This is a genomic window from Rhodococcus sp. 14-2470-1b, from assembly GCF_002259415.1.
Classification (GTDB): domain Bacteria; phylum Actinomycetota; class Actinomycetes; order Mycobacteriales; family Mycobacteriaceae; genus Rhodococcoides.
In genome coordinates this window covers 118,576-144,174 of the sequence record NZ_NPFY01000031.1, presented here as the reverse complement: position 1 = coordinate 144,174, position 25,599 = coordinate 118,576, and the positions used below count along the sequence as shown (strand labels likewise).

Annotated in this window: 20 protein-coding genes, 1 tRNA gene and 1 pseudogene; 9 read left to right on the top strand and 13 right to left on the bottom strand. The window is 64.1% G+C overall.

From position 1 onward, the window contains the following. Positions 1 to 115: 115 nt before the first annotated feature. Genes CH293_RS22210 through CH293_RS22195 form a run of 4 tightly spaced genes read left to right on the top strand, consistent with a single transcriptional unit; the run spans position 116 to position 4,238 of the window. Positions 116 to 1,405 carry a branched-chain amino acid ABC transporter permease gene (locus tag CH293_RS22210; protein ID WP_094721512.1) on the top strand — a complete coding sequence of 430 codons (1,290 nt, stop codon included), beginning with the start codon at positions 116 to 118 and terminating at the stop codon, positions 1,403 to 1,405. Positions 1,406 to 1,409: 4 nt separating this feature from the next. Next, a complete protein-coding gene (locus tag CH293_RS22205) occupies positions 1,410 to 2,399 on the top strand; it encodes a branched-chain amino acid ABC transporter permease (protein ID WP_019665836.1) in 990 nt (329 codons plus the stop codon). After that, positions 2,392 to 3,432: an ABC transporter ATP-binding protein gene (locus tag CH293_RS22200; protein ID WP_094721511.1), complete on the top strand. Its 1,041-nt coding sequence runs from the start codon at positions 2,392 to 2,394 to the stop codon at positions 3,430 to 3,432. The genes CH293_RS22205 and CH293_RS22200 overlap by 8 nt, the downstream gene beginning before the upstream one ends. Beyond that, positions 3,429 to 4,238 (top strand): ABC transporter ATP-binding protein, encoded by an 810-nt coding sequence (locus tag CH293_RS22195; protein ID WP_037107722.1) that lies wholly within the window; start codon positions 3,429 to 3,431, stop codon positions 4,236 to 4,238. The genes CH293_RS22200 and CH293_RS22195 overlap by 4 nt, the downstream gene beginning before the upstream one ends. A 363-nt stretch (positions 4,239 to 4,601) precedes the next feature. On the opposite strand, the gene CH293_RS22190 is transcribed toward CH293_RS22195, so the two are convergent. Further along, positions 4,602 to 5,942 (bottom strand): ABC transporter substrate-binding protein, encoded by a 1,341-nt coding sequence (locus CH293_RS22190; RefSeq protein WP_037107719.1) that lies wholly within the window; start codon positions 5,940 to 5,942, stop codon positions 4,602 to 4,604. Positions 5,943 to 6,114: 172 nt separating this feature from the next. Beyond that, the gene (locus CH293_RS22185) at positions 6,115 to 6,732 is read right to left on the bottom strand and encodes an ANTAR domain-containing response regulator (RefSeq protein WP_037107717.1); all 618 of its coding nucleotides are present in this window, start codon (positions 6,730 to 6,732) and stop codon (positions 6,115 to 6,117) included. Positions 6,733 to 6,891: 159 nt separating this feature from the next. On the opposite strand from CH293_RS22185, the gene CH293_RS22180 reads away from it, so the two are divergent. Both CH293_RS22180 and CH293_RS22170 read left to right on the top strand, forming a co-directional pair. Beyond that, positions 6,892 to 6,968: transfer RNA gene (locus tag CH293_RS22180), tRNA-Leu, on the top strand. A 277-nt stretch (positions 6,969 to 7,245) separates the two neighbouring features. Further along, a complete protein-coding gene (locus tag CH293_RS22170) occupies positions 7,246 to 7,974 on the top strand; it encodes an AAA family ATPase (protein WP_094721509.1) in 729 nt (242 codons plus the stop codon). On the opposite strand, the gene CH293_RS22165 is transcribed toward CH293_RS22170, so the two are convergent. Beyond that, complete coding sequence (locus CH293_RS22165) at positions 7,959 to 8,942, bottom strand: AraC family transcriptional regulator (protein WP_094721508.1); 984 nt, start codon at positions 8,940 to 8,942, stop codon at positions 7,959 to 7,961. The genes CH293_RS22170 and CH293_RS22165 overlap by 16 nt on opposite strands. Before the next feature lie 129 nt (positions 8,943 to 9,071). Between CH293_RS22165 and CH293_RS22160 the strand changes: the two genes are divergently transcribed. Further along, positions 9,072 to 9,551, top strand: a complete 480-nt coding sequence (locus tag CH293_RS22160) for a DUF1772 domain-containing protein (protein ID WP_052059209.1) — start codon at positions 9,072 to 9,074, stop codon at positions 9,549 to 9,551. On the opposite strand, the gene CH293_RS27960 is transcribed toward CH293_RS22160, so the two are convergent. After that, positions 9,548 to 9,730, bottom strand: a complete 183-nt coding sequence (locus CH293_RS27960) for a hypothetical protein (protein WP_141216857.1) — start codon at positions 9,728 to 9,730, stop codon at positions 9,548 to 9,550. The genes CH293_RS22160 and CH293_RS27960 overlap by 4 nt on opposite strands. Positions 9,731 to 9,791: 61 nt before the next feature. Here CH293_RS27960 and CH293_RS28405 point away from each other — a divergent pair, with 61 nt between their 5' ends. Beyond that, a complete protein-coding gene (locus CH293_RS28405; RefSeq protein WP_080732913.1) occupies positions 9,792 to 10,385 on the top strand; it encodes a DNA-deoxyinosine glycosylase in 594 nt (197 codons plus the stop codon). Positions 10,386 to 10,583: 198 nt separating this feature from the next. On the opposite strand, the pseudogene CH293_RS22145 reads toward CH293_RS28405, so the two are convergent. After that, positions 10,584 to 11,498 (bottom strand): annotated as a pseudogene (locus CH293_RS22145) (glycosyltransferase 87 family protein); the annotation flags it as partial. A 113-nt stretch (positions 11,499 to 11,611) separates the two neighbouring features. Here CH293_RS22145 and CH293_RS22140 point away from each other — a divergent pair. Beyond that, a complete protein-coding gene (locus CH293_RS22140; RefSeq protein WP_052059207.1) occupies positions 11,612 to 12,589 on the top strand; it encodes an alpha/beta hydrolase family protein in 978 nt (325 codons plus the stop codon). A gap of 19 nt (positions 12,590 to 12,608) precedes the next feature. Here CH293_RS22140 and CH293_RS22135 read toward each other — a convergent pair whose 3' ends face one another. The 8 genes from CH293_RS22135 to trpB form a co-directional block, all read right to left on the bottom strand. Beyond that, positions 12,609 to 13,526: an acyl-CoA thioesterase II gene (locus CH293_RS22135; RefSeq protein ID WP_052059206.1), complete on the bottom strand. Its 918-nt coding sequence runs from the start codon at positions 13,524 to 13,526 to the stop codon at positions 12,609 to 12,611. Next, positions 13,527 to 14,945, bottom strand: coding sequence for a pyruvate kinase (gene pyk / locus CH293_RS22130; protein WP_080732911.1), 1,419 nt, complete (start codon positions 14,943 to 14,945; stop codon positions 13,527 to 13,529). 137 nt (positions 14,946 to 15,082) lie between these two features. Then, complete coding sequence (locus CH293_RS22125) at positions 15,083 to 16,588, bottom strand: glutamate synthase subunit beta (protein WP_094721507.1); 1,506 nt, start codon at positions 16,586 to 16,588, stop codon at positions 15,083 to 15,085. Continuing rightward, positions 16,581 to 21,164, bottom strand: a complete 4,584-nt coding sequence (gene gltB / locus CH293_RS22120) for a glutamate synthase large subunit (protein WP_094721535.1) — start codon at positions 21,162 to 21,164, stop codon at positions 16,581 to 16,583. The genes CH293_RS22125 and gltB overlap by 8 nt, the downstream gene beginning before the upstream one ends. A gap of 293 nt (positions 21,165 to 21,457) precedes the next feature. Further along, positions 21,458 to 22,450 carry a TM2 domain-containing protein gene (locus tag CH293_RS22115; RefSeq protein ID WP_094721506.1) on the bottom strand — a complete coding sequence of 331 codons (993 nt, stop codon included), beginning with the start codon at positions 22,448 to 22,450 and terminating at the stop codon, positions 21,458 to 21,460. 3 nt (positions 22,451 to 22,453) lie between these two features. Further along, complete coding sequence (gene lgt / locus CH293_RS22110; RefSeq protein WP_094721505.1) at positions 22,454 to 23,455, bottom strand: prolipoprotein diacylglyceryl transferase; 1,002 nt, start codon at positions 23,453 to 23,455, stop codon at positions 22,454 to 22,456. After that, positions 23,455 to 24,258: a tryptophan synthase subunit alpha gene (trpA, locus tag CH293_RS22105; protein WP_094721504.1), complete on the bottom strand. Its 804-nt coding sequence runs from the start codon at positions 24,256 to 24,258 to the stop codon at positions 23,455 to 23,457. The genes lgt and trpA overlap by 1 nt, the downstream gene beginning before the upstream one ends. Next, entirely contained in the window at positions 24,255 to 25,568 is a 1,314-nt protein-coding gene (gene trpB, locus CH293_RS22100; protein WP_037107692.1) for a tryptophan synthase subunit beta, read from the bottom strand. Before trpB ends, trpA begins: the two co-directional genes overlap by 4 nt. Positions 25,569 to 25,599: the final 31 nt, after the last annotated feature.

Here is a 25,599-nt window from a genome sequence, read left to right as displayed (position 1 = left end):
CACCCCGACAACCGTCCGGAGGACGTGCGTGGCTCCAAATGTTCGATGGACCCGAAGGAAGATCCGAATTCGGTACACAGACCGAAGTTCGTTCCGCCTTCTGAGACAGATCCTCATGTTGGCGATACTCGGATCCATAGCAGCAGTGACGTTCGGTGGCACTGCTGCAGCACAAGAACCGACCCCTACTCCCCCGCCCACCGCGATCTCGGACGCACCGCCCGCCGACGCGGTCGCCGTGAGCGGAAGCCTCAACAACGGCGGTGAACGCCTTGCCGACGTCGATGTGAAGGCATTCGACTCCTCCGGTGACGAGGTGGTTCGCACCACCTCTCAGGACGGAGGCCGTTGGACACTCCAGTTGTCGCCTGGCACATACACATTCGAAGTCGACTCCGAAACCCTTCCGGACGGAGTCAGCGTCCAGGGCTCGGTGGAACGCGACGTGCAGGCCGGACGCGCCAACACCGTCATCTTCTCCTTCGGTGAAGCCAGAACTGCCACGGAGGTGCCGTTCTACGAGAAGTTCATCAGGACCACCGTCGACGGCCTTCGCTTCGGTCTGGTCATCGCATTGGCAGCCGTAGGCCTCAGCCTGATCTTCGGCACCACGGGCCTGACCAACTTCGCGCACGGAGAACTGGTGACGCTCGGTGCCGTGGCCGCGTGGGTCTTCAACGTCAGCATGGGCATACAGCTGATCTGGGCGACGATACTGGCGATCATCGTCGGCATCGCGATCGGCTGGCTGAACAACACAGTGATCTGGCGCCCGCTGCGAAAACGGAAGACCGGCTTGATCGCTCAACTCGTGGTGTCGATCGGCCTAGCCATCGCACTGCGCTACCTCATCCTGATCTTCTTCTCCGATCGCGCCGAACCGTTCGCCGACTACCAGGCTCAGACCCAGAACGAATGGGGACCGCTGGCGATCACCAATGTCAACCTCGCCTGCATCGTCATCAGCATCGTCGTCCTCGTCGGCGTCGCGGTGATGCTTCAGCGCACCCGAATCGGCAAGGCCATGCGCGCCGTTGCCGACAACCGGGACCTCGCCGCCTCGTCGGGAATCAACGTGGAGCGCGTCGTCACCTTCGTCTGGTGCATGGGCGGTGGCCTCGCCGCCCTGGGCGGCGTCCTGTTCGGGCTCTCCGAGCTCGGTGGCCGCGTTCAGTGGGAAATGGGCTTCAAGCTGCTGCTCCTGATGTTCGCGGGAATCACGCTGGGCGGTTTGGGAACTGCGTACGGAGCCCTCCTCGGCTGCGTCATCGTCGGACTGCTGGTCCAGTGGTCGACGATGATCATCAATCCCGATCTCAAATACATCGGAGGACTGCTCGTCTTGATTCTCATCCTCGTCGTCAGACCCCAGGGCATACTCGGCTCGCGACAAAGGATCGGGTGACAACGTGGATATTCTCGGAGCACTCCAGGTCTCGCTCGCCCAACTTGTCGGGCCGTCGGCAATTTTCTACGCACTACTCGCAATCGGCTTGAATCTGCACTTCGGCTACGCCGGACTGCTCAACTTCGGTCAGATCGGTTTCGCGCTGCTCGGTGGCTACGGCGTCGGCATCATGACGATCACCTACCAGCAGCCCCTGTGGCTGGGCATACTCGTCGGCCTCGGCGCCGCAGGCTTGCTGGCCCTGGTCCTCGGCATCCCGACGCTACGGCTCCGCGCGGACTATCTCGCGATCGTCACGATCGCAGCATCGGAGATACTCAGACTCGTCTTCAGATCGACGGCGTCCGATCCGATCACCAAGTCCACCAACGGCATCTTCGGCTTCGCCGACCCGTTCACCTCTCTCAGCCCGTTCGACTCCGGCAAGCAGTACGCCTTCCTCGGTGTGAAGTTCTACGGTGACGACCTATGGGCCATGGTGGTCGGGTGGTCACTCGTACTGATCCTCTGCGGATTCATCTACCTGCTCACGCACAGCCCATGGGGTCGCGTCCTCAAGGCCGTCCGCGAGGACGAGGATGCAGCACGATCGCTCGGCAAGAACGTCTTCGTCTACAAGATGCAGGCTCTTGTTCTCGGTGGCGTCATCGGAGGCATGGGCGGCGTGTTCAACGCCCTGCAGACCAAGTCCATCAACCCGGACTTCTACTCCACCGCACAGACGTTCTTCGCCTTCGGCGCGTTGATCCTCGGCGGTGCCGCAACAGTATTCGGCCCGGTCCTCGGAGCCATGCTGTTCTGGTTCCTTCTCTCCATCCCCGACGCCATCCTGCGGCAAGCCATCTCGGGCCCCGATCCCCTGCTGAACCTGACCGAACAGCAGGTCGGCGCAACCCGATTCGTACTCCTCGGCATTCTGATCGCCGTGATGATGGTGTTCAGGCCGCAAGGCATTCTCGGCAACAAGCGAGAGGTACAGCTCAATGCCTGACAAGACAACAGCGGACGCACGGCGGCCACTCAGCGCTCAGGAGAGGTCAGCACTGTTCGCCGGAGTCCCCCAGACTCCCGGTGCGGCAAAACCGGATCCGACGCTCGTCGTCGACGGAGTGTCCCGAACCTTCGGCGGCCTGAAAGCCGTCGACGTCGCACATCTCGAGATCCAGCGAGGCTGCATCACCGGCCTCATCGGACCCAACGGTGCTGGTAAGACCACGTTGTTCAACTTGCTCACCGGATTCGACCGCCCCGACACGGGCACCTGGTCGATGGACGGACAGTCGCTCGGCCGAATGCACCCACACCAAGTCGCGCGCAAGGGCGTCGTGCGTACGTTCCAGTTGACGAAGGCACTGTCCAAACTGACCGTGCTCGACAACGTCCGACTCGGCGCCACCGGCCAGCGCGGCGAACGGATCGTCAACACGCTGATGCCCTGGACGTGGAAGAAGCAGGAGAAGGAGATCACGGACCGGGCCTACCAACTGCTCGAGCGATTCAAGCTCGACGCGAAGGCCGACGACCTCGCCGGCTCCATGTCCGGCGGTCAGCGCAAGCTACTGGAAATGGCGCGCGCTCTCATGACCGATCCGGCCGTGGTCATGCTCGACGAGCCCATGGCAGGCGTCAATCCCGCACTGACACAAAGCCTCCTGGGCCACATCAAGTCGCTGCGCGACGACGGGATGACGGTCGTGTTCGTCGAACACGACATGGACGTCATCCGCGACATCAGTGACTGGGTCGTCGTGATGGCACAAGGCAGCGTCATCGCCGAATCCACCCCGGAAGACCTGTCCAACAACGGCGCCGTCGTCGACGCCTACCTCGGAAGCCATCACGACCAGGCCCTCGAATTCGACGAGAACGGCAATCCCGTCGGCGCCACAGCCGAACTGGCCGAAGCTCTCGAACAGGCCGAAGCAGAAGAGCTCGAAGCAGGCGGCGACCTGTCCGAGCCCGAGTTCGTCGCGTCTGCCGACGTCGCAACCGGCAAGCACGCCAAGGAAGAAGACGGCAAATGAGCGAACCGAACACCGACAAACTGACACCCGCCGAATTCGCCGCCACACCAGAGGAACACGCCCGCCTCGCGGAGGGGGCACTGGTCCGCGCCGACAACCTCGTCGCCGGATACATACCGGGCGTCAACATTCTGGAAGAGTGCAACTTCTTCCTGAAGGACGGCGAGATCGTCGGCATCATCGGCCCCAACGGTGCCGGAAAATCGACCCTGTTGAAAACACTGTTCGGGCTCATCCCCGTGCGCAAGGGCTCGGTCAAACTCCGCGGAGACAACATCACGTCCGCCGAAGCCCACGTCCTCGTCACCAAAGGCGTCGGATACGTGCCACAGACGCAGAACGTCTTCCCGTCACTCACCATCGAGGAAAACCTCGAAATGGGAATCTACTTGCGTCCGAAGAAATTCGCGGAACGCTTCGACTTCGTCAGCGAACTGTTCCCGCTCCTCGGCGAACGCAAGAAAGTCAAAGCAGGCGCACTCTCCGGTGGCGAACGACAAATGGTCGCCATGGGCCGCGCCCTGATGATGGAACCATCGGTCCTGCTGCTCGACGAACCATCCGCAGGCCTCTCCCCCATGTTCCAGGACGAAGTGTTCATCCGCTGCAAGAAAATCAATGCAACAGGCGTCTCCATCATCATGGTGGAACAGAACGCACGCCGCTGCCTCCAGATCTGCGACCGCGGATACGTCCTCGACCAGGGACGCAACGCCTACACCGACACCGGCACCAACCTCATGAACGACCCCAAGGTCATCGAGCTCTACCTCGGCACCCTGGCTGGAAGCAAAGAGAAGAAATAACTTCCGCACTCCCACAAGACCCGGGCTCACCCCGCGAGCCCGGGTCTTGCTGCATCTCGAGGGGCTGCCCGGGTGCTCCCCCAGTGCAGACGGGCTCGGGGGTAGACCGAGGCGGATGCCCAAGGCGGAGCGAACGTGACGTTCGGTCAGTCAGACTGACCAAAACGTTCATTCGCTCCGAACGGCGGATGCCCAAAGCGGAGCGAACGTGACGTTCGGTCAGTCAGACTGACCAAAACGTTCATTCGCTCCGAACGGGGAAGCGGACAGCACGGAATCCAAGCGGCATGGCCCACGACAGCACGGAACCCCGGTCCAGGTGGACCGGGGTTCCGTGTGTTCTGAGTCAGTACCGAGGACCGATCACTCCCCGACGACGATGTATCCGTCCGTCTTCAGGGTGTTGTCCGGGCCGAAGACCAGGTTGCCGTAGGAACCGGTGGCGGGCTCACCTGCGTCGCTGAAGTTCAGCGCACCGGTGACACCGTCGTAGTCGATGTCGGTTCCGGCCTGGACGAGGGGAAGGCACTGTGCGTACGTGGTGCACTTCTCGCCATCCTTGGTGACGCTGTTGATGTTGGCAGCGATGTCCGTGCCCGCCGTCGACTTGGCCTGCTCTGCCGCGAGGGCCGAGATGATGACTGCGTCGTAGGACTCTCCGGCGTAGTTGAAGTCCACCAACGCGGGGTCGACGGTCTTGAGTCGATCCTGGAAGGCGGTGCCGACGTCGGTGAGTGGGGTGGTTCCGCGCATCGTGTCGAGCAGGCCCGGTGCGACGGATTCGCCGAGGGCGTTACCCATGTTGCCGTCGACGCCGTAGACGAGGGTGCCGTCCGACGGTCCGATGCCGACCTCGTGCATACGCGTGATGATCTTCGCGGACTCCTCGAAGCCGACGATTGCGACGGCGTCGGGCGCGAAGTTGTTCACGTCGTCGACCTCGGCGTTGAACGACTGTGCGTTGGGGTCGTAGATGATCGACTGGATCTGATCGGACGGAATGCCCGCTGCTTCGAGGTTCTCCACGGTGTTGGCGGCGAGGCCGGTGCCGTAGGGGTCGTTGAGGGCCAGGATGGATACGCGCTGCGCACCGTCCTCGGCGATGAGCTGCGAAAGCGCCTGCGCCTGAAGCACATCGGTGGGTGCGGTACGGAAGTACTGTCCCTTGTCCGCGTAGCAGACGAACTGATCCGAAGTGTTGGCCGGGGAGAACTGCACAACGCCGGCGCTGGAGATCTTGTCGATCACCTTCAGCGACACCGAGGACGATGCCGCACCGACGATGACGTCCGCTCCACCTGCGAGCAACCGGTCGACCGTGGTGTTCGCGGTGTCCGTCGTCGTGTCACCCGAGTCGCCGGGAATGAGCTGAACAGGCTGCCCGAGAACGCCGCCCGCAGCGTTGACCTCGTCGACCGCGAGGCGCACACCCGCGACCTCCGGCGGGCCGAGGAATGCAAGGCTGCCGGTCTCGGGAAGCAACGTGCCGACGACCAGCGGGGTCGTGACGGGGGTCGCCCCTGCCGTCGCCTGATCCGGCGTGCAGTCGGTCGACACCGTTGTCTCTTCTGCCGCCGAACTTCCACCGCTGGCAGAGCTGGAACTGTCTCCCGAGCTGGAATCGTCGCTCGAGGAACAGCCGAACAGTGCCAGTGAAGCAGCACCCAGCACCGCAGCCGTGCGGACATAGGTCCGTTTTGCCATCTAGGGTCTCCTTGGTCGATCCAAAAACGAAGCGCACGTGAGTCATGCGCCGCGTGTGTGGATCCGACGCTAGCTGTCCCCATCGGTTCGCGATGGGCGAGAAGACGGCTCGTGACCTGACTGTGACCTGAGGGGCCGAAGATTTACATCGCCGTAGCGTGCGGGCCCGAAATCAGGACTCGGGCGGGGTGTCCAGCGTCTCGATGATGACCTCGGCGACGGCCTTCATCGTCGTCCGGCGATCCATCGCGGCGCGCTGAATCCACTTGAACGCCTGTGGCTCTGTGAGCGACTGAGATTCCATCAGCTTGCCCTTCGCCCGCTCGATGAGCTTGCGCGTCTCCAGTCGTTCCTGGAGGTCGGCGATCTCGCTCTCGAGCGACGAGATCTCCGTGTACCGACTTGCCGCGAGTTCCACGGCAGGCATCAGGTCAGCTTTGGAGAACGGCTTGACCAGATACGCCATCGCTCCCGCGTCGCGAGCCTTCTCCACGAGTTCACGCTGACTGAACGCCGTCAGGATGACGACGGGAGCTATTCGCTTCTCGGCGATTTCCGACGCTGCGTCGATCCCGTCCCGGCGAGGCATCTTGACGTCCATGATCACCAGATCGGGACGAAGTTCCACGGCCAGGTCGACGGCCTGCTGACCATCGGCCGCTTCACCGACCACCTCGTAGCCCTCTTCACGCAGCATCTCCACCAGATCGAGGCGGATGAGCGATTCGTCCTCGGCGACCACGACCCGTAGAGCGGGCTTTGCGCTCTCTTGCTGGGCAGGAGCATTCATCGTTTACCAGTCTCCTTAGACACGTCATCGACCAGCAGAAATCCTCGCATGCCCGGCACTGTGCCGCAGACCTCACCTGGTTCCACGAACCCTTCGAGGGTACCGGTGTACGGGGCCTGAAGCGCATCTTCTAAAGTAGTGAACCGCACGAAGACGCCAGCCCTCGTATCCCAATTGGCAGAGGAAACGGATTCAAAACCCGTCCAGTGTGAGTTCGAGTCTCACCGAGGGCACCACCCCCCAGCGTCACTGGTACACCGACCCGCACCGCTAGGCCATCGGTGAAGCGGCTATTCATACGGTGTAGTCGCTAGGCATACAGTGAAGCGATGTACATACCCAGCAATCTTCGATGCCATGACACCGGCGCCGGCACTCTGTGCGCTCAGCGTGTCACTCACCGGTTCGGAGATGCTGCGGACCGGTCGGAACCGAAATGGGTCTATTTCCAATGCAGTGCCGACAGCACCCATGTGACCGGATACGTCGATCGACCGGTGACCGCCTGAATTCATGTTCGTAGAGCGCGCATTCGTCGATCCGGTCGATCACGTCGACGACTGGCCTTTCACCGTTCCTGCCGTGGCGGACCTCGTCGGAGACGGACTCGAGTTCCATGCGCCGGTGACGATGCTCGTCGGCGACAACGGCTCGGGTAAGTCGACCATCGTCGAAGCTGTCGCGGAGGGTTTCGATCTCGATTCGCGGGGCGGCCGAGCGTCGAGACTGCCGCGCACGGACACCGTTCGAACCCTGCTGGGCGACGTCATCGAACTCGAGACGACACCGCGAGGCGCACGGATGCTTCGAGGACCGCGGTTGCAGAAGAAGGGCTTCTTTCTCCGTGCCGAAACGGCCGTCGAACTGACCGAACGTTACTCGGGCGTGCAGGGTTACTGGGACGAAGACACCACCGAATTGAGCCATGGCGAGGGCTTTCTCGCGGTGTTTCGCGCGATGTTCCAGGACCCGGGCTTCTACGTGCTGGACGAACCGGAGTCGGCACTGTCCTTCACTGCCTGCCTACGACTGGTGGCGTTGATGTCCGAACTCGCCGACGCCGGGGCCCAGGTCGTCTGCGCGACCCACTCGCCTGTGTTGGCGTCGTTACCAGGAGCCGACGTCGTGGAAGTCGGTGATCACGGTCTGCGCAGAACCAGTTGGGAAGAACTGGAACTCGTCGCGCACTGGCGTCGGTACCTGTCCGATCCGTCGATGTATCTGCGTCACCTTCTGGACTGATGTCGGATTGCCGGTAGCCCGCGGCGACGGACGCTTCCCGGTGACTGACCGACGAGTCTCTTGAATGCTCGGCCGAAGGCGGCTTCGGACTCGTACCCGCTTCGATGTGCCAACTCTGCGACGGTACAGTCACCGGTTTTCAGTGCGTCGTGGGCACACTGCATCCGCCAGCGCGCGAGGTAGCGCATGGGCGCTTCACCGACGAGTGCCGTGAAGCGTGCGGCGAACGCCGAACGCGACATCGCGACCTCGGTGGCGAGGGCGGCCACGGTCCACGGTTTCTCCGGCGCGCGGTGAATCATCGCCAGCGCGGGGCCGATCCCTGAATCCTGCAGTGCACCGAGCCAACCGGTCCCGGCCGCGGGATCGTTCTCGATCCACCACCGCAACGCCTGGATGACGAGGATGTCCGACAACCGCGTGATGACGGACTCCCCACCGGGTCGGATTCGCTGTGCCTCGTCGGCGACGAGGCCCAGTGTGCTGTGCATCCACGACAGCTGCGGTGTCGGTGCCGACTCGACGACGATCAGCGACGGCAGGCAGTCGAGCAGCTTTCCGACCGACGGGTGATCGAGCCGCACTGCTCCACAGATCATGATCGTCGAGGATCCGGTGCCTCCGTGGCGGACGACGGCGTATCGATCGCTGATGTAGTCGTGATGCAAATCGTGCACGAGAGGGGCCGACTCGGCAGAGAAGGCGTCGCTGGACAGGACATGCCCGGATCCATCCGGCACCAGTGCGAATTCGCCCGGAGCGAGCCACCGAGGCTCGGCGCCGTCGACCTCGAGGAGACATCGCCCGGCGACCACGACGTGAAACCACAGGCAGTCCTCCATTGTGGGCATCGCGAGCCCCCAGGGCTCGGCCAGCTCGGACCGGCAGTAGAACGCACCGGTCATCCGGACGAAATGCAGGGCTTCTCCGAGCGGGTCGGATGATGCCCATGGATCGTGGCCGCGCACCGACCGATCCTACGACGACATGGACGAACGAGCATGAAACTGCGACGGAAAGACATTGTCCGTCCAGCGACTACAGGTGCACGCTGGACGAGTCGACGAACTGGACGAATCGACGGAAAGGAGACCATCGTGATCGACGTTCTCGCCTCCACTGCCACCACGACCGCGGCGGTCGGGTGCGGACTCACAGCGGGAGTGCTGATGGCGTTCTCGGTCAGCGTCATGCCCGCGCTCGCAACGCGACCCGCCGCCGAGGCCGCTGCCACGATGCAGCAGATCAACATCGCGATCGTCTCGCCCTTGTTCCTGACGGTTTTCCTCGGCGCCGCTGCCGCTGCGGTGACCGCCGCCGTCGCGAGCGTCGCGTCGGGCGGAGATTCGCGGACGCTCGTCGTTGCCGGTGCGGTGGTGTACGTGGTCGGGTGCGTGGCAATGACGATCGCAATCAACGTGCCGCTCAACGATTCTCTGGCTGCAGTCGACCCGTCGAGCAGCCAGGGTGCTGCAGTGTGGGCGGACTATCTCACTCGATGGACACGCTGGAACCATGCCAGGACGGCGGCGGCCGCGCTGGCGTGTGCTGTGTTGACCGTGGCGGCGCGGATCTAATCTCCCTGCGGTTGCTCGTGACGATGACGGATCTCGGCTTCGAACTTCTCGATCAGAGCATCCGCCTCCGCGAGCTCGGCGCCTTGCGCACCCTCGTCCATCGATGCATCGCGCCCACGCTTGAGTACAGCGAGTTCTGCGTCGAGTTCATGATTGTCGAGTACTCGTGGATCCAACATGGCTCCATTGTCGTCGACGACGCCGGCGCCCGCACGCGATTGGGCCTGACATGCTGGTGGGATGACCACGGTGCACAGCTTTCCGCCGATAGTCGACCGTTCGTCGCACACGTTGATCCTCGGCTCCATGCCCGGAGTGGCATCGCTGAAAGCGGCACAGTACTACGCGCATCCTCGCAACGCGTTCTGGCCGATCATGGGAGCGCTGTTCGGTGCAGGCCTGGACAAGTCCTACGACGAGCGAACCGCGATTCTGCTCGCTCGCGGAATCGCGGTGTGGGATGTCGTGAAACTATGCACGCGGCACGGGAGCCTCGACTCCGCGATCGTCGAGTCCACTGTCGAGACGAACGACTTCGACTCCCTGCTCGGCGAATTTCCTTCCATCCAGCGCATCTTCTTCAACGGAGCCAAGGCCGAGACGAGTTTTGTTCGCCACGTCTCCCCGTCCGTACGCGATGTCGCCGTACGTCGGCTTCCGTCGACCAGCCCCGCTCACGCCTCTCTGTCCTTCGACCGAAAGCTCGACGCGTGGCGATCGGTCGCGCAGCCTCTGCCGGAGATATCTCGGTCCAGCAGTCGAGACGACCGCAACCACGAGAACGACCGCGAACACGATCGGGTAGACCGATGTCACCGGGATTCTCGCCCATGACGGGACGCCGAGCATGAATGTGCCGATGACGGCAGTGCCACTGGGCGCCGTCCAGTACCAGGCGACGAACGGGGCCACGACGAGGGCCGGTATCGCCCAGCTCCAGGACCGAGCGGATCTCGCAGCCCAGTCCAGAACCACCACGACCAACGGCACGCACCACACCCAGTGATGTCCCCACGAGAACGGGGACACCATGGGAGTCGTCAGTCCGCAGATGGTCAACGACAGCAACCGAGCGCCTCGGCGCTCGGCCGCCACCGCGCACCACAGTCCGAGCACGCCGACGACGAGTACACATCCGAGCCACAGTGCCATCGGCGGCGACCCGTCGGACCAAATTCGAGCGAGCACACCGTGCACCGACTGATTCGCCGGCGACGGTAGCCAGCCGATCCGATCGGACTGGAAGATCGCGCTGGTCCAGAAGGTGCGTGCGTCGTCGAACAACAGAATCGATCCCGCGAGAACAGTGGCGGCGAACGTCGCGACGGCCACCGCCGCAGTCCGGAACTGCCTGGCGGCAAGCGCATACACGACGAAGAATGCCGGTGTCAGTTTCAACCCCGCGGCGAGGCCGACACCGATTCCTCGCAGACGACTGCCATCGGGACGACCGAGATCCCACAGCACGAGGATCAGCAGAAGAAGGTTGATCTGCCCGAGCCACAGTGTCATTCGAACCGGTTCGAGCCACGTGAACGCCACCGCCGATCCGAGGGCGACGACATGAGTGGGCACTCCGCGGTACCCGAGAATCCTCCAACTCAGAAGGACCGCGAGGTAGAGAAGCAGGATGTTGACGACGCCCACGACCGCCGTCGTGGCCGAGATCGGTAGCACGGCAAGCACAACGAACACCAAAGCAGCGAACGGCGGGTAGGTGAACGGCAGCGAGGTTTCGAACAACGAGAACGAATACAGGCCCTCACCGGTCAGCAACGTCCCACCGCCGTGCCGGTACACGATGGCGTCGACCCCGTTCCCGAACAGTCCGTACAAGCCGGCGAATCCCAACGTCCACGCATGCGCGACGAGGGCGACGGCTGCGGCGACAACTGCGAACGTGACCCATCGCCCGTCGTGTCGTCGAAACGTGTCGGTTTCCGGCATGGAACGGACACTATTGGTACTTCGTGGAAAATCACGGACGACACAGGCGAACTTTGTGGATTCGACGCCTGATCGTTAGCAGCGGTCATGCCGATGCGTGCCACCATCGACTGATGCGAATGTGGCAGAAGTTACTGATGGTGCGTTCGGTCGTCGTGTTCGCGCTGGCGGCGAGCGCCCTCACGGTCGCCGGCCCCGCGCATGCTGCGCCCGCTGCGACGGCCGATGTGGTCGATGTTCGCGCAATGTCCGCAACTCACTCCGTAGTCGACGTGTATTCGCCGTCCATGGACAAGGTGATCTCGAACGACGTCCTGCGGCCTTCCCACGGCGGCACTCTTCCCACCCTCTATCTCCTGAACGGTGCACTCGGGAACGAGGACGGCGTGGGATGGCTCGGGAACTCTTCGGTAGCGGAGTTCTTCGCCGACAAGAACGTCACCGTCGTCATGCCGGTCGGTGGGAGGTTCAGCTTCTACACCGACTGGCAGAACCCCGACCCGGTGCTCGGAAACTACAAGTGGCAGACCTATCTCACCCGCGAACTCCCCCAGGCGATCGACGGCCACTTCGGCTCGACCGGGAAGAACGGCATCGCCGGCCTGTCCATGAGCGGAGGCCCCGCGCTCGATCTGGCCATTCAGGCACCGGACGTGTTCGACGCCGCGGCGTCGTTCAGCGGCTGCCCTGCACCCTCGAATCCGTTTGCGATGGCAGGAATCTCGACGATGATCGCGGGTGGCCTGAACAACCCGTTCAACATGTGGGGATTGCCGGGCAACCCTGCGTGGCGCGAACACGACCCGGCCGTGAACGTCGAAAGACTGCGCGGCACAGCGGTGTACGTCAGTGCGTCGGAAGGACTTCCAGGACCCGTGGACCGCATCCCGGTCGGTGCTTTCCCACCCGTCGGCGGGGTCGTCGTCGAAGCGCTGGTCAACTACTGCACGTCACTGTTCGTCGACGCTCTGCACCGAACTGGAGTTCCAGCAACGATTTCCATGCGTGAGCGGGGCGCTCACACCTGGCCGCTCTTCGAAGACCAGCTACGCGAAGCCTGGACCACGACGATCGCGCCGGCTCTGGCCTGACCGGTGGACTGCCATCGAGTCAGGCCTTCCGAGGGAAGTGCCTGATCAGACCTTCCTGCACCACCGTCGCGAGAAGCAAGCCGTCCATCGAGAAGAACCTGCCCGTGGCCAGGCCTCTGGACCCCGCCGCGACAGGAGACTCCGTCGCGTACAACGCCCAGTCGTCGAATCGGAACGGTCGATGGAACCAGATGGAATGGTTCACGGTTGCCGCGACGATCCGATCGAACCCCCACGACAGACCGTGTGTGGTGATGATGGAGTCGAGCACCGTCGTGTCCGACGCGTACCCCATCGTGGCGGCGTGGAAGATCGCGTCGTCGGGAAGATCACCGTCGGCCTTCATCCACACGCGGTTGTGATTGAGCTTCTCGCCGGTCCCCTGCAGAATCCACGCGGGATCGTTCGCGTAGCGCATGTCGATCGGCTTGAGCGCGTCGACGAACATCTGCAGCCTGTCCTCGTAACCGACGAAGTGGTCGCCGAGCGGCGGCAACGCGTCCGGGTATGCAACATCCGGCAGCTCGACACTGTGCTCGAGTCCGGTGCCGAAATCCTGGAACGCAGCGAGCATCACGAAGATCTCGTTGCCGTCCTGATATGCCGTGACCTGCCGGTTGGCGAATGCTCGACCGTCGCGGTGTCGGTCGACGTGGTACTCGATCGGCTTCTTCACATCACCGCCACGGATGAAGTGCGCGTTGATCGCATGGACGTCACGGGTCGTTCCCGTGACCGTTCGGCCGGCTGCGATGAGCGCTTGCGCGACCATCTGACCGCCGAAGGTCCGGCTTCCGACCTGACGAGGGTGTACCCCCAGGAACTTGTCCTCGCCGATCTCCTCGAGCGCCAGCAGCTCGAGGAGCGTCTCCAGATCCGTCTTCACTTCAATAGCGCCGGGTGCAGTGGTTGCACCCGTTCCCCCCGCATCGGTCACTTACCGGTCCTCTTCCCCAATTCGGTGCACGTGGATCAAGTTGGTCGAGCCTACTGTGCCGGGAGGAGCACCGGCCACGATCACGACCTGATCACTCTTGTTGTACCGCCCGAGTTCGAGCAGAGCCTTGTCGACCTCGAGCACCATCGCATCGGTAGTGGCCACATCGGGAACCAGGAACGTCTCGGTTCCCCAGCTCAGAGCCAGCTGCGAACGAACCTCGGGAATCGAGGTGAAAGCGAGCAACGGCAACGACGTGTGCAGACGCGCGAGTCGCCGCACGGTGTCGCCGGACTGAGTGAACGCGACGAGCGCCTTGGCGTCGAGACGCTCACCGATGTCACGCGCGGCGTAGGAGATGACGCCTCGCTTGGTACGCGGAACATGAGTCAAAGGAGGAACGGGATCGCCCTCGCTCTCGACGGTCTCGACGATGCGGGCCATGGTGCGCACGGTCTCCATCACGTACTTGCCGACGGAGGTCTCACCGGACAGCATGACCGCGTCGGTGCCGTCGAGTACGGCGTTCGCGACATCGGACGCCTCTGCCCTGGTGGGGCGCGAGTTCTCGATCATCGACTCGAGCATCTGCGTTGCGACGATGACGGGCTTGGCGTTGGCACGCGCGATCTGGATCGCGCGCTTCTGCACCAGCGGAACCTGTTCGAGCGGGAGTTCGACACCGAGGTCGCCGCGGGCCACCATGACTGCGTCGAACGCAAGCACGATGGCTTCGAGATTGTCCACGGCTTCGGGCTTCTCGAGCTTCGCGATGACCGGCACGCGGCGGCCGACGCGATCCATGACCGCGTGCACGAGCTCGACGTCCGCAGGGGAGCGAACGAACGACAGCGCGATGAAGTCGACTCCGAGCGACAGTGCGAACTCGAGGTCGGCAATGTCCTTCTCCGACAACGCCGGAACGGACACGTCCATACCCGGCAGGGACACGCCCTTGTTGTTGCTGACCGGTCCACCTTCGGTGACGCGGCACAGCACGTCGTTGCCCTCGACTCCCGTGACGACGAGTCCGACCTTGCCGTCGTCGACGAGGAGCCTGTCGCCCTCCTTGGCGTCCTGCGCCAATTCCTTGTACGTCGTCGACACGCGGTCGTGCGTGCCCTCGCACTCGTCGACGGTGATGCGTACCAATTCACCGGCGGCCCAGGTGGTCTTACCTTCCGTGAACCGTCCGAGACGGATCTTGGGTCCCTGGAGGTCGGCAAGGATGCCGACGGCTTTGCCGGTGGCATTCGAGGCCGCACGGACCCACTCGTAGTTGGCCTGATGATCGGGGTGATCACCATGGCTGAAATTCAGTCGAGCGACATCCATTCCACTCTCGACGAGTTCGCGGATTCGCTCAGCGCTGGCGGTTGCAGGTCCAAGGGTGCAAACGATCTTCGTACGTCGGCTCACGATCACGAGCGTAGTCGGTGCACCTCACCTTCTCTACGGCAGAGGTCCCCGACCAAACACTACTGACCGGTAGTAGTGAGTTGCCACAGGTGAACCGACCTGGATCGGTACAGACTACGGTGTCACAACGGCGCTGATCACACCACTGCGAGAGGCAGAGCGGTCGGGTGAACCGGCGACGGAAGGTCGGAGCGACCGGTCAGGAACGCGTCGACGCCGTGCGCTGCGGACCGTCCCTCCGCGATGGCCCAGACCACCAGCGACGCGCCTCGATGAGCGTCGCCGCAGACGAACACGCCGGGAGCGGTGGTCTGCCAGTCGGGTCCACAGGAAACCGAACCGCGACGAGTCAGCGACAGGCCGTAGTCGTCGAGCAGAGGACTGTGCTCGACGCCTTCGAACCCGATCGCGAAGAGCGCGAGGTCGCACGGAAGCTCGACTTCCTCACCGATGGGGGTGATGATCCGTCGACCGTCCGCGTCGCGCTGCACCTCGACCTCGGCGAGGACCATCGCTCGGACGCGGCCGTTCTCGTCACCCAGAAAGCGTTGGACGGCAACCTGATGCCGCACCACACCGCCCTCGGCGTGGGCCGGTGAGGTACGCAGAACGAGGGGCCACGACGGCCACGGCGACGTGGAGTCGTCCCGAGCATCCGGAAGCGCCTGGTTGTAGTCCAACTGCGTCACCGACGCGGCACCCTGACGGTGCGCCGTGCCGAGACAGTCGGCTCCGGTGTCTCCGCCGCCGATGATGACGACGTGCTTGTCCTTCGCCGAGATGGACGTGGGGCCGTCTCCCTCGCACTCCTTGTTCGACGGCACCAGATGCTCCATGGCCAGATGGATACCGCTCAGACCGCGACCCTCGACCTCGGTGTTGTCCCGCGCACGCAACGCACCGACAGCAAGAACGACGGCATCGAACTTCGCCCGCAACTGCTCGACGGTGAAGTCGATTCCCACCTCGCAGTCGGTGACGAAATGAGTTCCCTCCGCACGCATCTGCATGAGACGCTGATCCAGAACCGACTTCTCCAGCTTGAACTCGGGGATTCCGTACCGAAGCAGACCCCCGAGCCTGTCGTCCCGTTCGTACACGGTGACGTCGTGACCCGCACGGGTCAACTGCTGGGCAGCGGCGAGTCCGGCCGGGCCGGAACCGACCACCGCGACGGTCTTACCCGTGCTGATCGTCGGCGGCTGCGGCACGACGCTGCCTTCGTCCCACGCCAGGTCCGCGATGGTCTGCTCGACGCGCTTGATCGTGACGCTTCCACCGGTCTCGCTCTCCGAGATCGAGAGCACGCACGCAGCCTCGCAGGGCGCAGGACAGACGCGACCGGTGAACTCCGGGAAGTTGTTGGTCGCGTGGAGGCGATCGCTCGCAGCGTCCCAGCGGCCTCGACGTACCAGGTCGTTCCACTCCGGAATCAGGTTGCCGAGGGGGCAGCCCGCAGTTCCCGAGTGGCAGAACGGAATTCCGCAATCCATGCACCGGCGTGCCTGATCGGAGACCTCGACGGCTCGCTCGTCGGCAGGCTGGTGCGAGTAGACCTCTTTCCAGTCCTTGACGCGCTCACCGATCGGCCGCTTCGCCGCTTCCTGCTTGACGATGTTCAGAAATCCTCGTGGGTCAGCCACGTGCAGCCTCCATGATTGCTGAGTCGACGTCGCGCCCCTCGGCGCGCGCCATCGAGGTCGCTTCCAGCACACGCTGATAGTCGACGGGCATGATCTTGGTGAACAGAGCGGAACGGCGCGGCCAATCCGCGAGCAGCGACGACGCCACTGCGGATCCCGTCCACTTCCGGTGATTCTCGACTGTGTCCCGCAGCCACGCGAGATCGTCGGGATCGGGCGTCTGCAGAGACACCATGGCCATGTTGACGTTGCTCTCGTCCAGCCCGAGGACGAAGGCGATACCTCCGGACATACCGGCGGCCATGTTGCGTCCGGTCGGTCCGAGGACGACGACACGGCCACCTGTCATGTACTCGAACGCGTGGTCGCCGACGCCTTCGTTGACCGCGGTCGCGCCGGAATTCCTGACCGCGAACCGCTCCCCCACCCGTCCGCGCAGGAAAACCTCACCCGCAGTGGCGCCATACAGAATGGTGTTGCCGGCGATGACGTTGTCCTCCGCGACGAAGGTGGCGTCGGGTGACGGCCGGACGACGACGCGGCCGCCCGAAAGCCCCTTCCCGACATAGTCGTTGGCGTCACCGATCAGATCGAGGGTGATCCCGGTGGGAAGGAATGCACCGAGCGACTGACCTGCAGACCCTGTCAGTTCGACGCGCACCGTGTCGTCGGGAAGCCCCGCGCCACCGTACCGGCGCGTGACCTCCGCACCCAACAGAGTGCCGACGGTTCGGTTGACGTTGCGCACCGGCAGTTCCAGTTTCACAGGGTGCGCATCCTCGAGTGCACCCTCGGCCAACTGGATCAGGGTTCGGTCGAGCGCGAGATCGAGTCCGTGGTCCTGACCGCGGAGGCGTCGACGCTGTGTCATCGGTGCCCCGTGCTGATCCTTCGGCATGGCGAAGATCGGCGTCAGGTCCAGGCCCTTGCTCTTCCAGTGCGCCACACCGGCGGCCGTCTCCAGAGCATCTGCGTGCCCGACGGCTTCGTCGATGCTGCGGAAACCGAGCTGCGCCAGATACTTGCGCACGTCCTCGGCCACGAACCGGAAGAAGTCCTCCAGGAACTCTGGCTTTCCGGTGAACCGTTTGCGTAGTTCCGGGTTTTGTGTCGCCACGCCCACCGGGCACGTGTCGAGATGACACACACGCATCATGATGCATCCCGACACGATGAGCGGAGCCGTCGAGAATCCGAACTCCTCGGCACCGAGCAGCGCCGCCACGATGACGTCCCTGCCGGTGCGGAGCCCACCGTCGCACTGCACCGTGATTCGGTCGCGGAGTCCGTTGAGTACCAGAGTCTGCTGAGCGTCGGCGAGACCGATCTCCCAGGGAGCGCCCGCGTGCTTGAGCGACGTCAACGGCGCCGCACCCGTGCCGCCGTCGTAGCCCGAGATCAGGACCACGTCGGCGTGCGCCTTGCTCACACCCGTTGCCACGGTGCCCACTCCGACCGAGCTGACGAGTTTGACGTGGACGCGTGCATTCTCGTTGGCGTTCTTGAGATCGTGGATCAGCTGCGCCAAGTCCTCGATGGAGTAGATGTCGTGATGCGGGGGCGGCGAGATGAGACCGACACCGGGCGTCGAGTGACGGGTCTTGGCGACCCACGGATACACCTTGTAGCCGGGCAGCTGCCCACCCTCCCCCGGCTTCGCGCCCTGCGCCATCTTGATCTGGATGTCGCTGGCATTGACCAGATAGTCGCTCGTGACCCCGAAGCGGCCGCTGGCGACCTGCTTGACCGCGCTGCGACGAGACTTGTCGTACAACCGATCCGTGTCCTCGCCGCCCTCACCGGAATTGGAGCGACCGCCGAGGTTGTTCATGGCGACGGCCATGGTCTCGTGTGCTTCGGCGGAGATCGACCCGTAGCTCATCGCCCCGGTGTTGAACCTGGTGACGATCGAGTCGGCCGACTCGACCTCGTCCAGCGGAACAGGGGCGCGCAAGCCTTCCTTGAACTCGAAAAGCCCGCGAAGCGCACCACCTTCCCGCGCCAGCCGGTCCACCTCGCTGCTGTACTTCTGGAACACGTCGTAACGCCCGGTGCGCGTCGCGTGCTGAAGCAAGAACACGGTCTCCGGAGTGAACAGATGCAGCTCGCCCTCGCGACGGAACTGGTATTCACCTCCGATGTCCAGACGGCGGTGAACCCGATCGGTGGGGTTCTCCGGGTAGGCGCGACGGTGCCGCAGCTTCACTTCCTCGGCCAGAACGTCCAAGCCGACACCGCCGAGAGTGCTGACCGTCCCCTTGAAGTACTCGCGCACGACCTCCTTGTCGAGACCGACGGCCTCGAAGACCTGCGCACCGGTATAGGAGCCGACCGTGGAGATGCCCATCTTCGACATCACCTTGAGCACGCCCTTGCCCAGCCCGTACAGGTAGTTGCGGACCGCGACCGTGGACTCGACACCGGTGAGTTCGCCCTCCGCGACGAGATCCTCGATGGACTCCATGGCCAGATACGGGTTGACCGCCGCCGCACCGAAGCCGATCAACAGAGCAAGGTGATGCACCTCGCGTGCGTCACCGGACTCGACGACGAGAGCGACCTTGGTGCGTTCCTTGGTGCGTACCAGGTGGTGGTGGACTGCAGCCGTGGCCAACAGCGACGGAATGGGCGCGTACGTGTGGTCGGAGTCTCGGTCGGAGATGATGAGCGTTCGGTATCCAGCGGCGATCGCATCGCTGGCACGACGACGCAGATCCTCGATGGCTTCGGCGAGACCCTCGCCGCCGCGCTCGACCTCGTACAGTGCCCGCAGCACGGTCGCCGACAACCCAGGGTGATCGCCGTCGAAGTTGATGTGAATGATCTTGTTCAGCTCGTCGTTGTCCAGCACCGGCCACGGCAGCACGATCTGACGACACGATGCAGCCGACGGCTCGAGCAAATTCTGCTCCGGGCCCATCACGCGCGTCAGTGATGTGACGATCTCCTCGCGAATGGAATCGAGCGGAGGGTTCGTGACCTGCGCGAACAGTTCGATGAAGTAGTCGTACAGCTGCTTCGACCGCTGCGAGAGTACAGCGGGTGGCGTGTCGGTTCCCATCGATCCCAACGGCTCACCGCCCGACGCGGCCATCGGCGTCAGTACGACGCGCAGGTCTTCCTCGGTGTACCCGAACGCAACCTGCCGACGAACCACCGAGTCGTGGTTGTACTGGATGTGCGCACGGTCGGGCAGGCTCTTGATCTCGAGCAGGCCTGCATGCAGCCATTCCTGATAGGGATGCTCGGACGCGAGCTGCAGTTTGATCTCCTCGTCGGGAACGAGACGGCCTGCCTCCGTGTCGATCAGGAACATCTTGCCGGGCTCGAGCCGCCCCTTGGCCACCACCTCGGACTGAGGCACGTCCAGCACACCGGCCTCGCTGGCGAGAATGACCCGACCGTCCTCGGTCTGCCACCACCTGCCCGGACGAAGACCGTTCCGGTCCAGAACGGCCCCGACGTACGCACCATCGGTGAACGTGACGCAGGCAGGCCCGTCCCACGCCTCCATGACCGACGCATGGAACTGGTAGAACGCCCGTACCGCCGGATCCATGTTGCGGTGGTTCTCCCACGGCTCGGGGACCATCATCATGACCACGTGCGGCACACTGCGCCCGCCGAGATGCAGAAGTTCGAGGACCTCGTCGAGAGACACCGAATCCGAACCGTCCGGATTGCAGATCGGATACAGACGCTCGAGGTCACCGGGAATGAGACTCGACGCCAACATCGCCTCACGGGCGCGCATGCGGTTCCGGTTGCCCTTGACGGTGTTGATCTCACCATTGTGCGCAACGTACCGATGCGGGTGCGCCAGCGGCCACGACGGAAACGTGTTGGTCGAGAATCGACTGTGCACGATGGCAATTGCGCTCATGCACAGCGGGTCACGAAGATCCGGGAAGAACAACGGCAACTGCATCGTCGTCAGCATGCCTTTGTAGACCATCGTCCGCGAGGACAGCGACGGAAAGAACAGCCCGGTTCCGGCAGCTTCGATCTCCGGTGTCACCCGCTCGGCCCGCTTCCGCAAGCCGTACACCAGACGATCCAGGGCCACGCCCGACGGCCTGACACCGTTCACCTCGGGAGCCGTCACGAACAGATACGTCATGTGCGGCATACAACCCAGTGCCGTCACACCGATGTCGGCCTTGTCCGGATCGACCTCGACCTCGCTCCACCCGAGGACCGACAGACCCTCCTCGGTAGCAATCGCTTCGACCCGAGCCACGGCGGCAGCCCGCTCACGTACTCCTTGCGGCAGAAAGCACATACCGGCGGCAAACGTGTTCGCGCCGTCGGCGGCGGCGTCGGGCAACGGGAAGTCGGCGAGGGAGGCCAACAGTTCGACCGGAAGCTGAATCAGAATGCCTGCGCCGTCACCGCTGTTCGGCTCGGCGCCCGCAGCACCCCGATGCTCCAGATTCTCCAGTGCGAGAACACCGTCGGCGACGATGCTGTGAGAGCGGCGACCCGCGATGTCCGCGATCATCGCGACGCCGCAGGAATCCTTCTCGCGAGACGGGTCGTACAGCCCCTGCTCCGCCGGCAACTGTGAGAACAGCAAATCCGCCACCTCCCTCTCGGCCAGGGAGGCACCGCAGAGCGAACGGCACTCGAAACATCACGGCGCCGTCTCGTTCTCCTCGGCAACTCCGCTAGCGATCAGCTCCGACACGATTCTAGGCTCGTGGGAACTCTTGTTTCACTGAACGGGTCTACCGGGACAACTCTGGCCCGCGAAGGAATTCGGCCTCAACACCGAATGCCTGGAGCTTACCGTAGCTCTTGACAAACACCGAAACCACAGGCCGACTACCTCCAACCGCAGGCAGCCACCGGAGAACGGTGCCGGCGGACTCAGTCCCGCAGCGGGCGCCCGTTCTGATCGCGCACGTTGCCGGTGAGCATCATGATCCCGTCGATCAACGGCCAGATGCCGCCGATACCGCACGTCAACCACGTCACCGCGATCTGCGCGACGGCCATGCCGGGCTGATTCAGATAGAACCGTCCGGCACCGAACGGACCGAGGAGAATGCCGAGCACGCCGCCGGTCACCTTCGACTTGTCGGACAGCGGCTCACCCGTCACCGGATGACGGCCGTAGGGTGCGGCCGGATCCACACCGTACGGCCCCACGGCATACGCAGATGGCGCTGGATATCCGGGCGGCGGGCCGTAACTCTGCGAAGCACCGTAACCCTGCGGAGCACCGTAACCCTGTTGTGGACCGTAACCCTGTTGTGGACCCAAGCCCTGCTGCGGACCGTAGCCCTGGGATCCGCCATAACCCTGCTGCGGACCATAGCCCTGGGATTCGCCGTAGCCCTGGGATTCGCCGTAACCCTGGGATCCGCTGTAGCCCTGGGATCCGCTGTAACCCTGTCCGTCGTACGGGCCCGGTTGCGGATAGTTCGGATCCGGCGGGCCGTACACGGGGCCGCCAGGTGCGCCGAATGCAGTCGTCGGCGAATCCGCCTGGTACGACGGGTAACCCTGAGAATCGGGGGTGTGAGCAGCCGTCGGATCGCCGGCCGCGGACGCGCGCTTGCCCAGATCGACCGTCGGCTGCGGTGTGGTGTCCGGAGTGCTGGGCGGCGGGTAACTCGGACTCTCGCCCCAACCCGGACCGTTTCCGACCCCGGAGTGGACGTCCCATCCTGGGCCGGACCCGGAACCCGAGCCGACGGCTCCGGTCACCGGGCCTGCCTCCGAGGTAGCAGGGGGTTCGGACAGCGACGCCTCGGCGGTTGCGTCGTAATCGAACGCCGAGGCGAATTCGGGCCGCGACTCGGTGCCGTCGGAGGAGCTACCGGAACCGGGTTCTTGATTCTTGTCGGACTCGCTCACCGGTCACTCCTTGTTCGAGGTGGACTGTGCATCGGTCCCCGACGATGCACTGTCGTCGGATTCGGCGGTAGGAGCATGGTCGCCGGAGCGCTCGTCGTCCACTGGATCGTTGCCGTCCGGACGATCGTCTCCGACGGATCGAAGCGATGCCGGATCTTCTCGGCCCTTGGTCGCGAGGACGAAATACAGCACAGCGAGCACGAACACGATGGCCGACGTGAAGCTGTTGATCCGGATGCCCGCGATGTGGGTTGCGTAGTCGTCGCGCATGAGCTCGACCCAGAACCGGCCTGCGCAGTACCCCGCAACGTAGAGGGCGAAAAGTCGACCGTGGCCGATCGAGAACCTGCGGTCCGCGACGATCAGCAGGGCCACGACGGCGAGGCTCCACAGAAGCTCGTACAGGAACGTGGGATGGACGATCTTCTCCACGACGCCCGTCGAGACTCCGGTCAGCTGATCGATCCGCCCCGAGTCGTTCACACGCTCGTAGATCTCGAGTCCCCACGGCACCGTGGTGTCGCGGCCGTACAGTTCCTGGTTGAAATAGTTTCCGATACGACCGATGGCCTGAGCCAACAGAATCGGGGGACCCACGGCGTCACCGAACGCGGGCAGCGGAATTCCTCGTCGCCTGCACGCGATCCACGCTCCGACGCCGCCGAGGAGTACCGCACCCCAGATTCCCAGGCCGCCCTCCCACACCTTCAGCGCGCGCACCGGATCGCCACCGGGCCCGAAATATGTGCTCCAGTCGGTCGCCACGTGATAGAGCCGCCCGCCCAGCAGACCGAACGGCACTGCCCACACGGCGACGTCGAGAACCGTGCCCTTCGTGCCTCCGCGAGCGACCCACCGGCGATCGCCCCACACGATGGCGACGACGATCCCGACGATGATGAACAGTGCGTACGCACGCAGAGCAAGAGGCCCGACGTACCAGACGCCCTGGGGAGGGCTCGGAATGTACGCGAGTACTGCAGACGACGCGGAGCTGCCGGACATCACGACGCCACGTTAGCGGATCGGACGCCCTCAGCGAGTTCCGACGTGAGCTCGGCAACCGCGTCCACACCGCGGTCCACGGCACTGACGAGCGCGGATCCGACGATGACCGCGTCCGCGAACTGCGCGATCTCCGCAGCCTGCGCACCCGACCGGACTCCGAGGCCCACACCCACAGGAATGTCCGAGTGCTTACGAATACGAGCCGTCAACTCGGGCGCCGCCGAGGACACGGCGTCACGCGCGCCGGTGACGCCCATCGTCGACGCCGCGTAGACGAAGCCGCGACTTGCCGCGACGGTGCTGGCGATGCGCTCCTCCGTGGACGACGGCGCGACGAGGAAGATGCGGTCGAGATCGTATTTGTCCGACGCCTCGATCCACTCCTCGGCCTCGTCGGGAATCAAATCGGGTGTGATGATGCCCAGTCCACCTGCGGCGGCGAGATCACGAGCGAAAGCGTCGATCCCGTAGCGCATCACCAGGTTCCAGTAGGTCATGACAACGGCCTTGCCGCCTGCGGCGGACACCTTCTCCACGACGGTGAACACGTCGCGCACCCGTGCACCCGCGCGCAGCGCCGTGTCGGCTGCGGCCTGGATCGTCGGTCCGTCCATCACCGGATCCGAGTACGGGATTCCGACCTCGACGATGTCACAGCCGGCCGAGACCATCGTCTCGAAGACCTCGATCGACTTGGGAACCGTCGGGAATCCTGCAGGCAGATACCCGACGAGGGCAGCGCGATTCTCCGATCGGCACTGCGCAAACGTGTCCGCGAGCCTCGAACGTCGTTCGGTCATGCTTTCTCGCCCTTCTCGCCGTCTACTTCTGCATCCCCGTCACCGTCGACGAGGCCGAACCACTCCGCCGCGGTGTCGACATCCTTGTCGCCCCGACCGGACAGGTTGACCAGGACGATGGCGCCCTCGCCGAGTTCCTTGCCCAGCTTCAACGCTCCGGCCACCGCGTGCGCGGACTCGATGGCAGGGATGATTCCTTCGGTACGACTCAGGAGCCGGAACGCATTCATCGCCTCGGTATCGGTGATGCCGCGGTACTCGGCACGGCCGATGTCGTTGAGGTACGAATGCTCCGGACCGACACCCGGATAGTCCAGCCCGGCCGAGATGGAGTGCGACTCGATGGTCTGGCCGTCCTCGTCCTGCAACAGGTACGAGTAGGTGCCGTGCAACGTGCCGGGCGAACCACCACTGATCGTTGCGGCGTGCCTGCCCGTCTCCACACCGTCGCCCGCCGCTTCGAATCCGATCAGCCGCACCGACGGATCGTCGATGAAGGCATGGAAGATGCCGATGGCGTTCGATCCGCCACCGACGCAGGCCGCGATGGCGTCGGGCAGCCGCCCGGTGGACGCTTGAACCTGCTGCCGCGCTTCGAGTCCGATGATGCGCTGGAAATCGCGCACCATCGCCGGGAAGGGATGCGGTCCGGCGACGGTGCCGAAGCAGTAGTACGTGTTGTCCGCGTGGGCAACCCAGTCCCGCAGCGCCTCGTTGATCGCGTCCTTCAGCGTGCGAGACCCTGACTTGACCGCGACGACCGAGGATCCGAGCAACCGCATGCGGGCGACGTTCAGCGCCTGACGCTCGGTGTCGACCTCGCCCATGTACACGACGCATTCGAGACCGAGCAGAGCGCACGCGGTTGCCGTTGCGACACCGTGTTGTCCCGCACCGGTTTCCGCGATGACACGCGTCTTACCCATGCGCTTGGCCAGGAGAACCTGACCGAGCACATTGTTGATCTTGTGAGATCCGGTGTGGTTGAGGTCCTCTCGCTTGAGGAGGATGCGTGCGCCGCCTGCGTGCTCGGACAGACGGGTCGCCTCGAAGACAGGTGACGGACGCCCCGTGTAATCACGCTGGAGTCGATCGAGCTCGCCGAGAAACTCGTTGTCCGAGCGAACCTTGTCGTACTCGGCCGTGACCTCTTCGATGACACCCATGAGCGCCTCGGGCACGAACCGGCCACCATAGACGCCGAAGTGCCCACCTACGTCGGGATCGTGTTGGCTACGGTCGGTCAGCCCCAGACTGCTCTGAGGTAGATCGCCGCCCTTGAAACCGGGGTTCGTCTGCGCGCTGCTCACCCGAACAGTCTGCCCCAGCGGTCGACAGCAG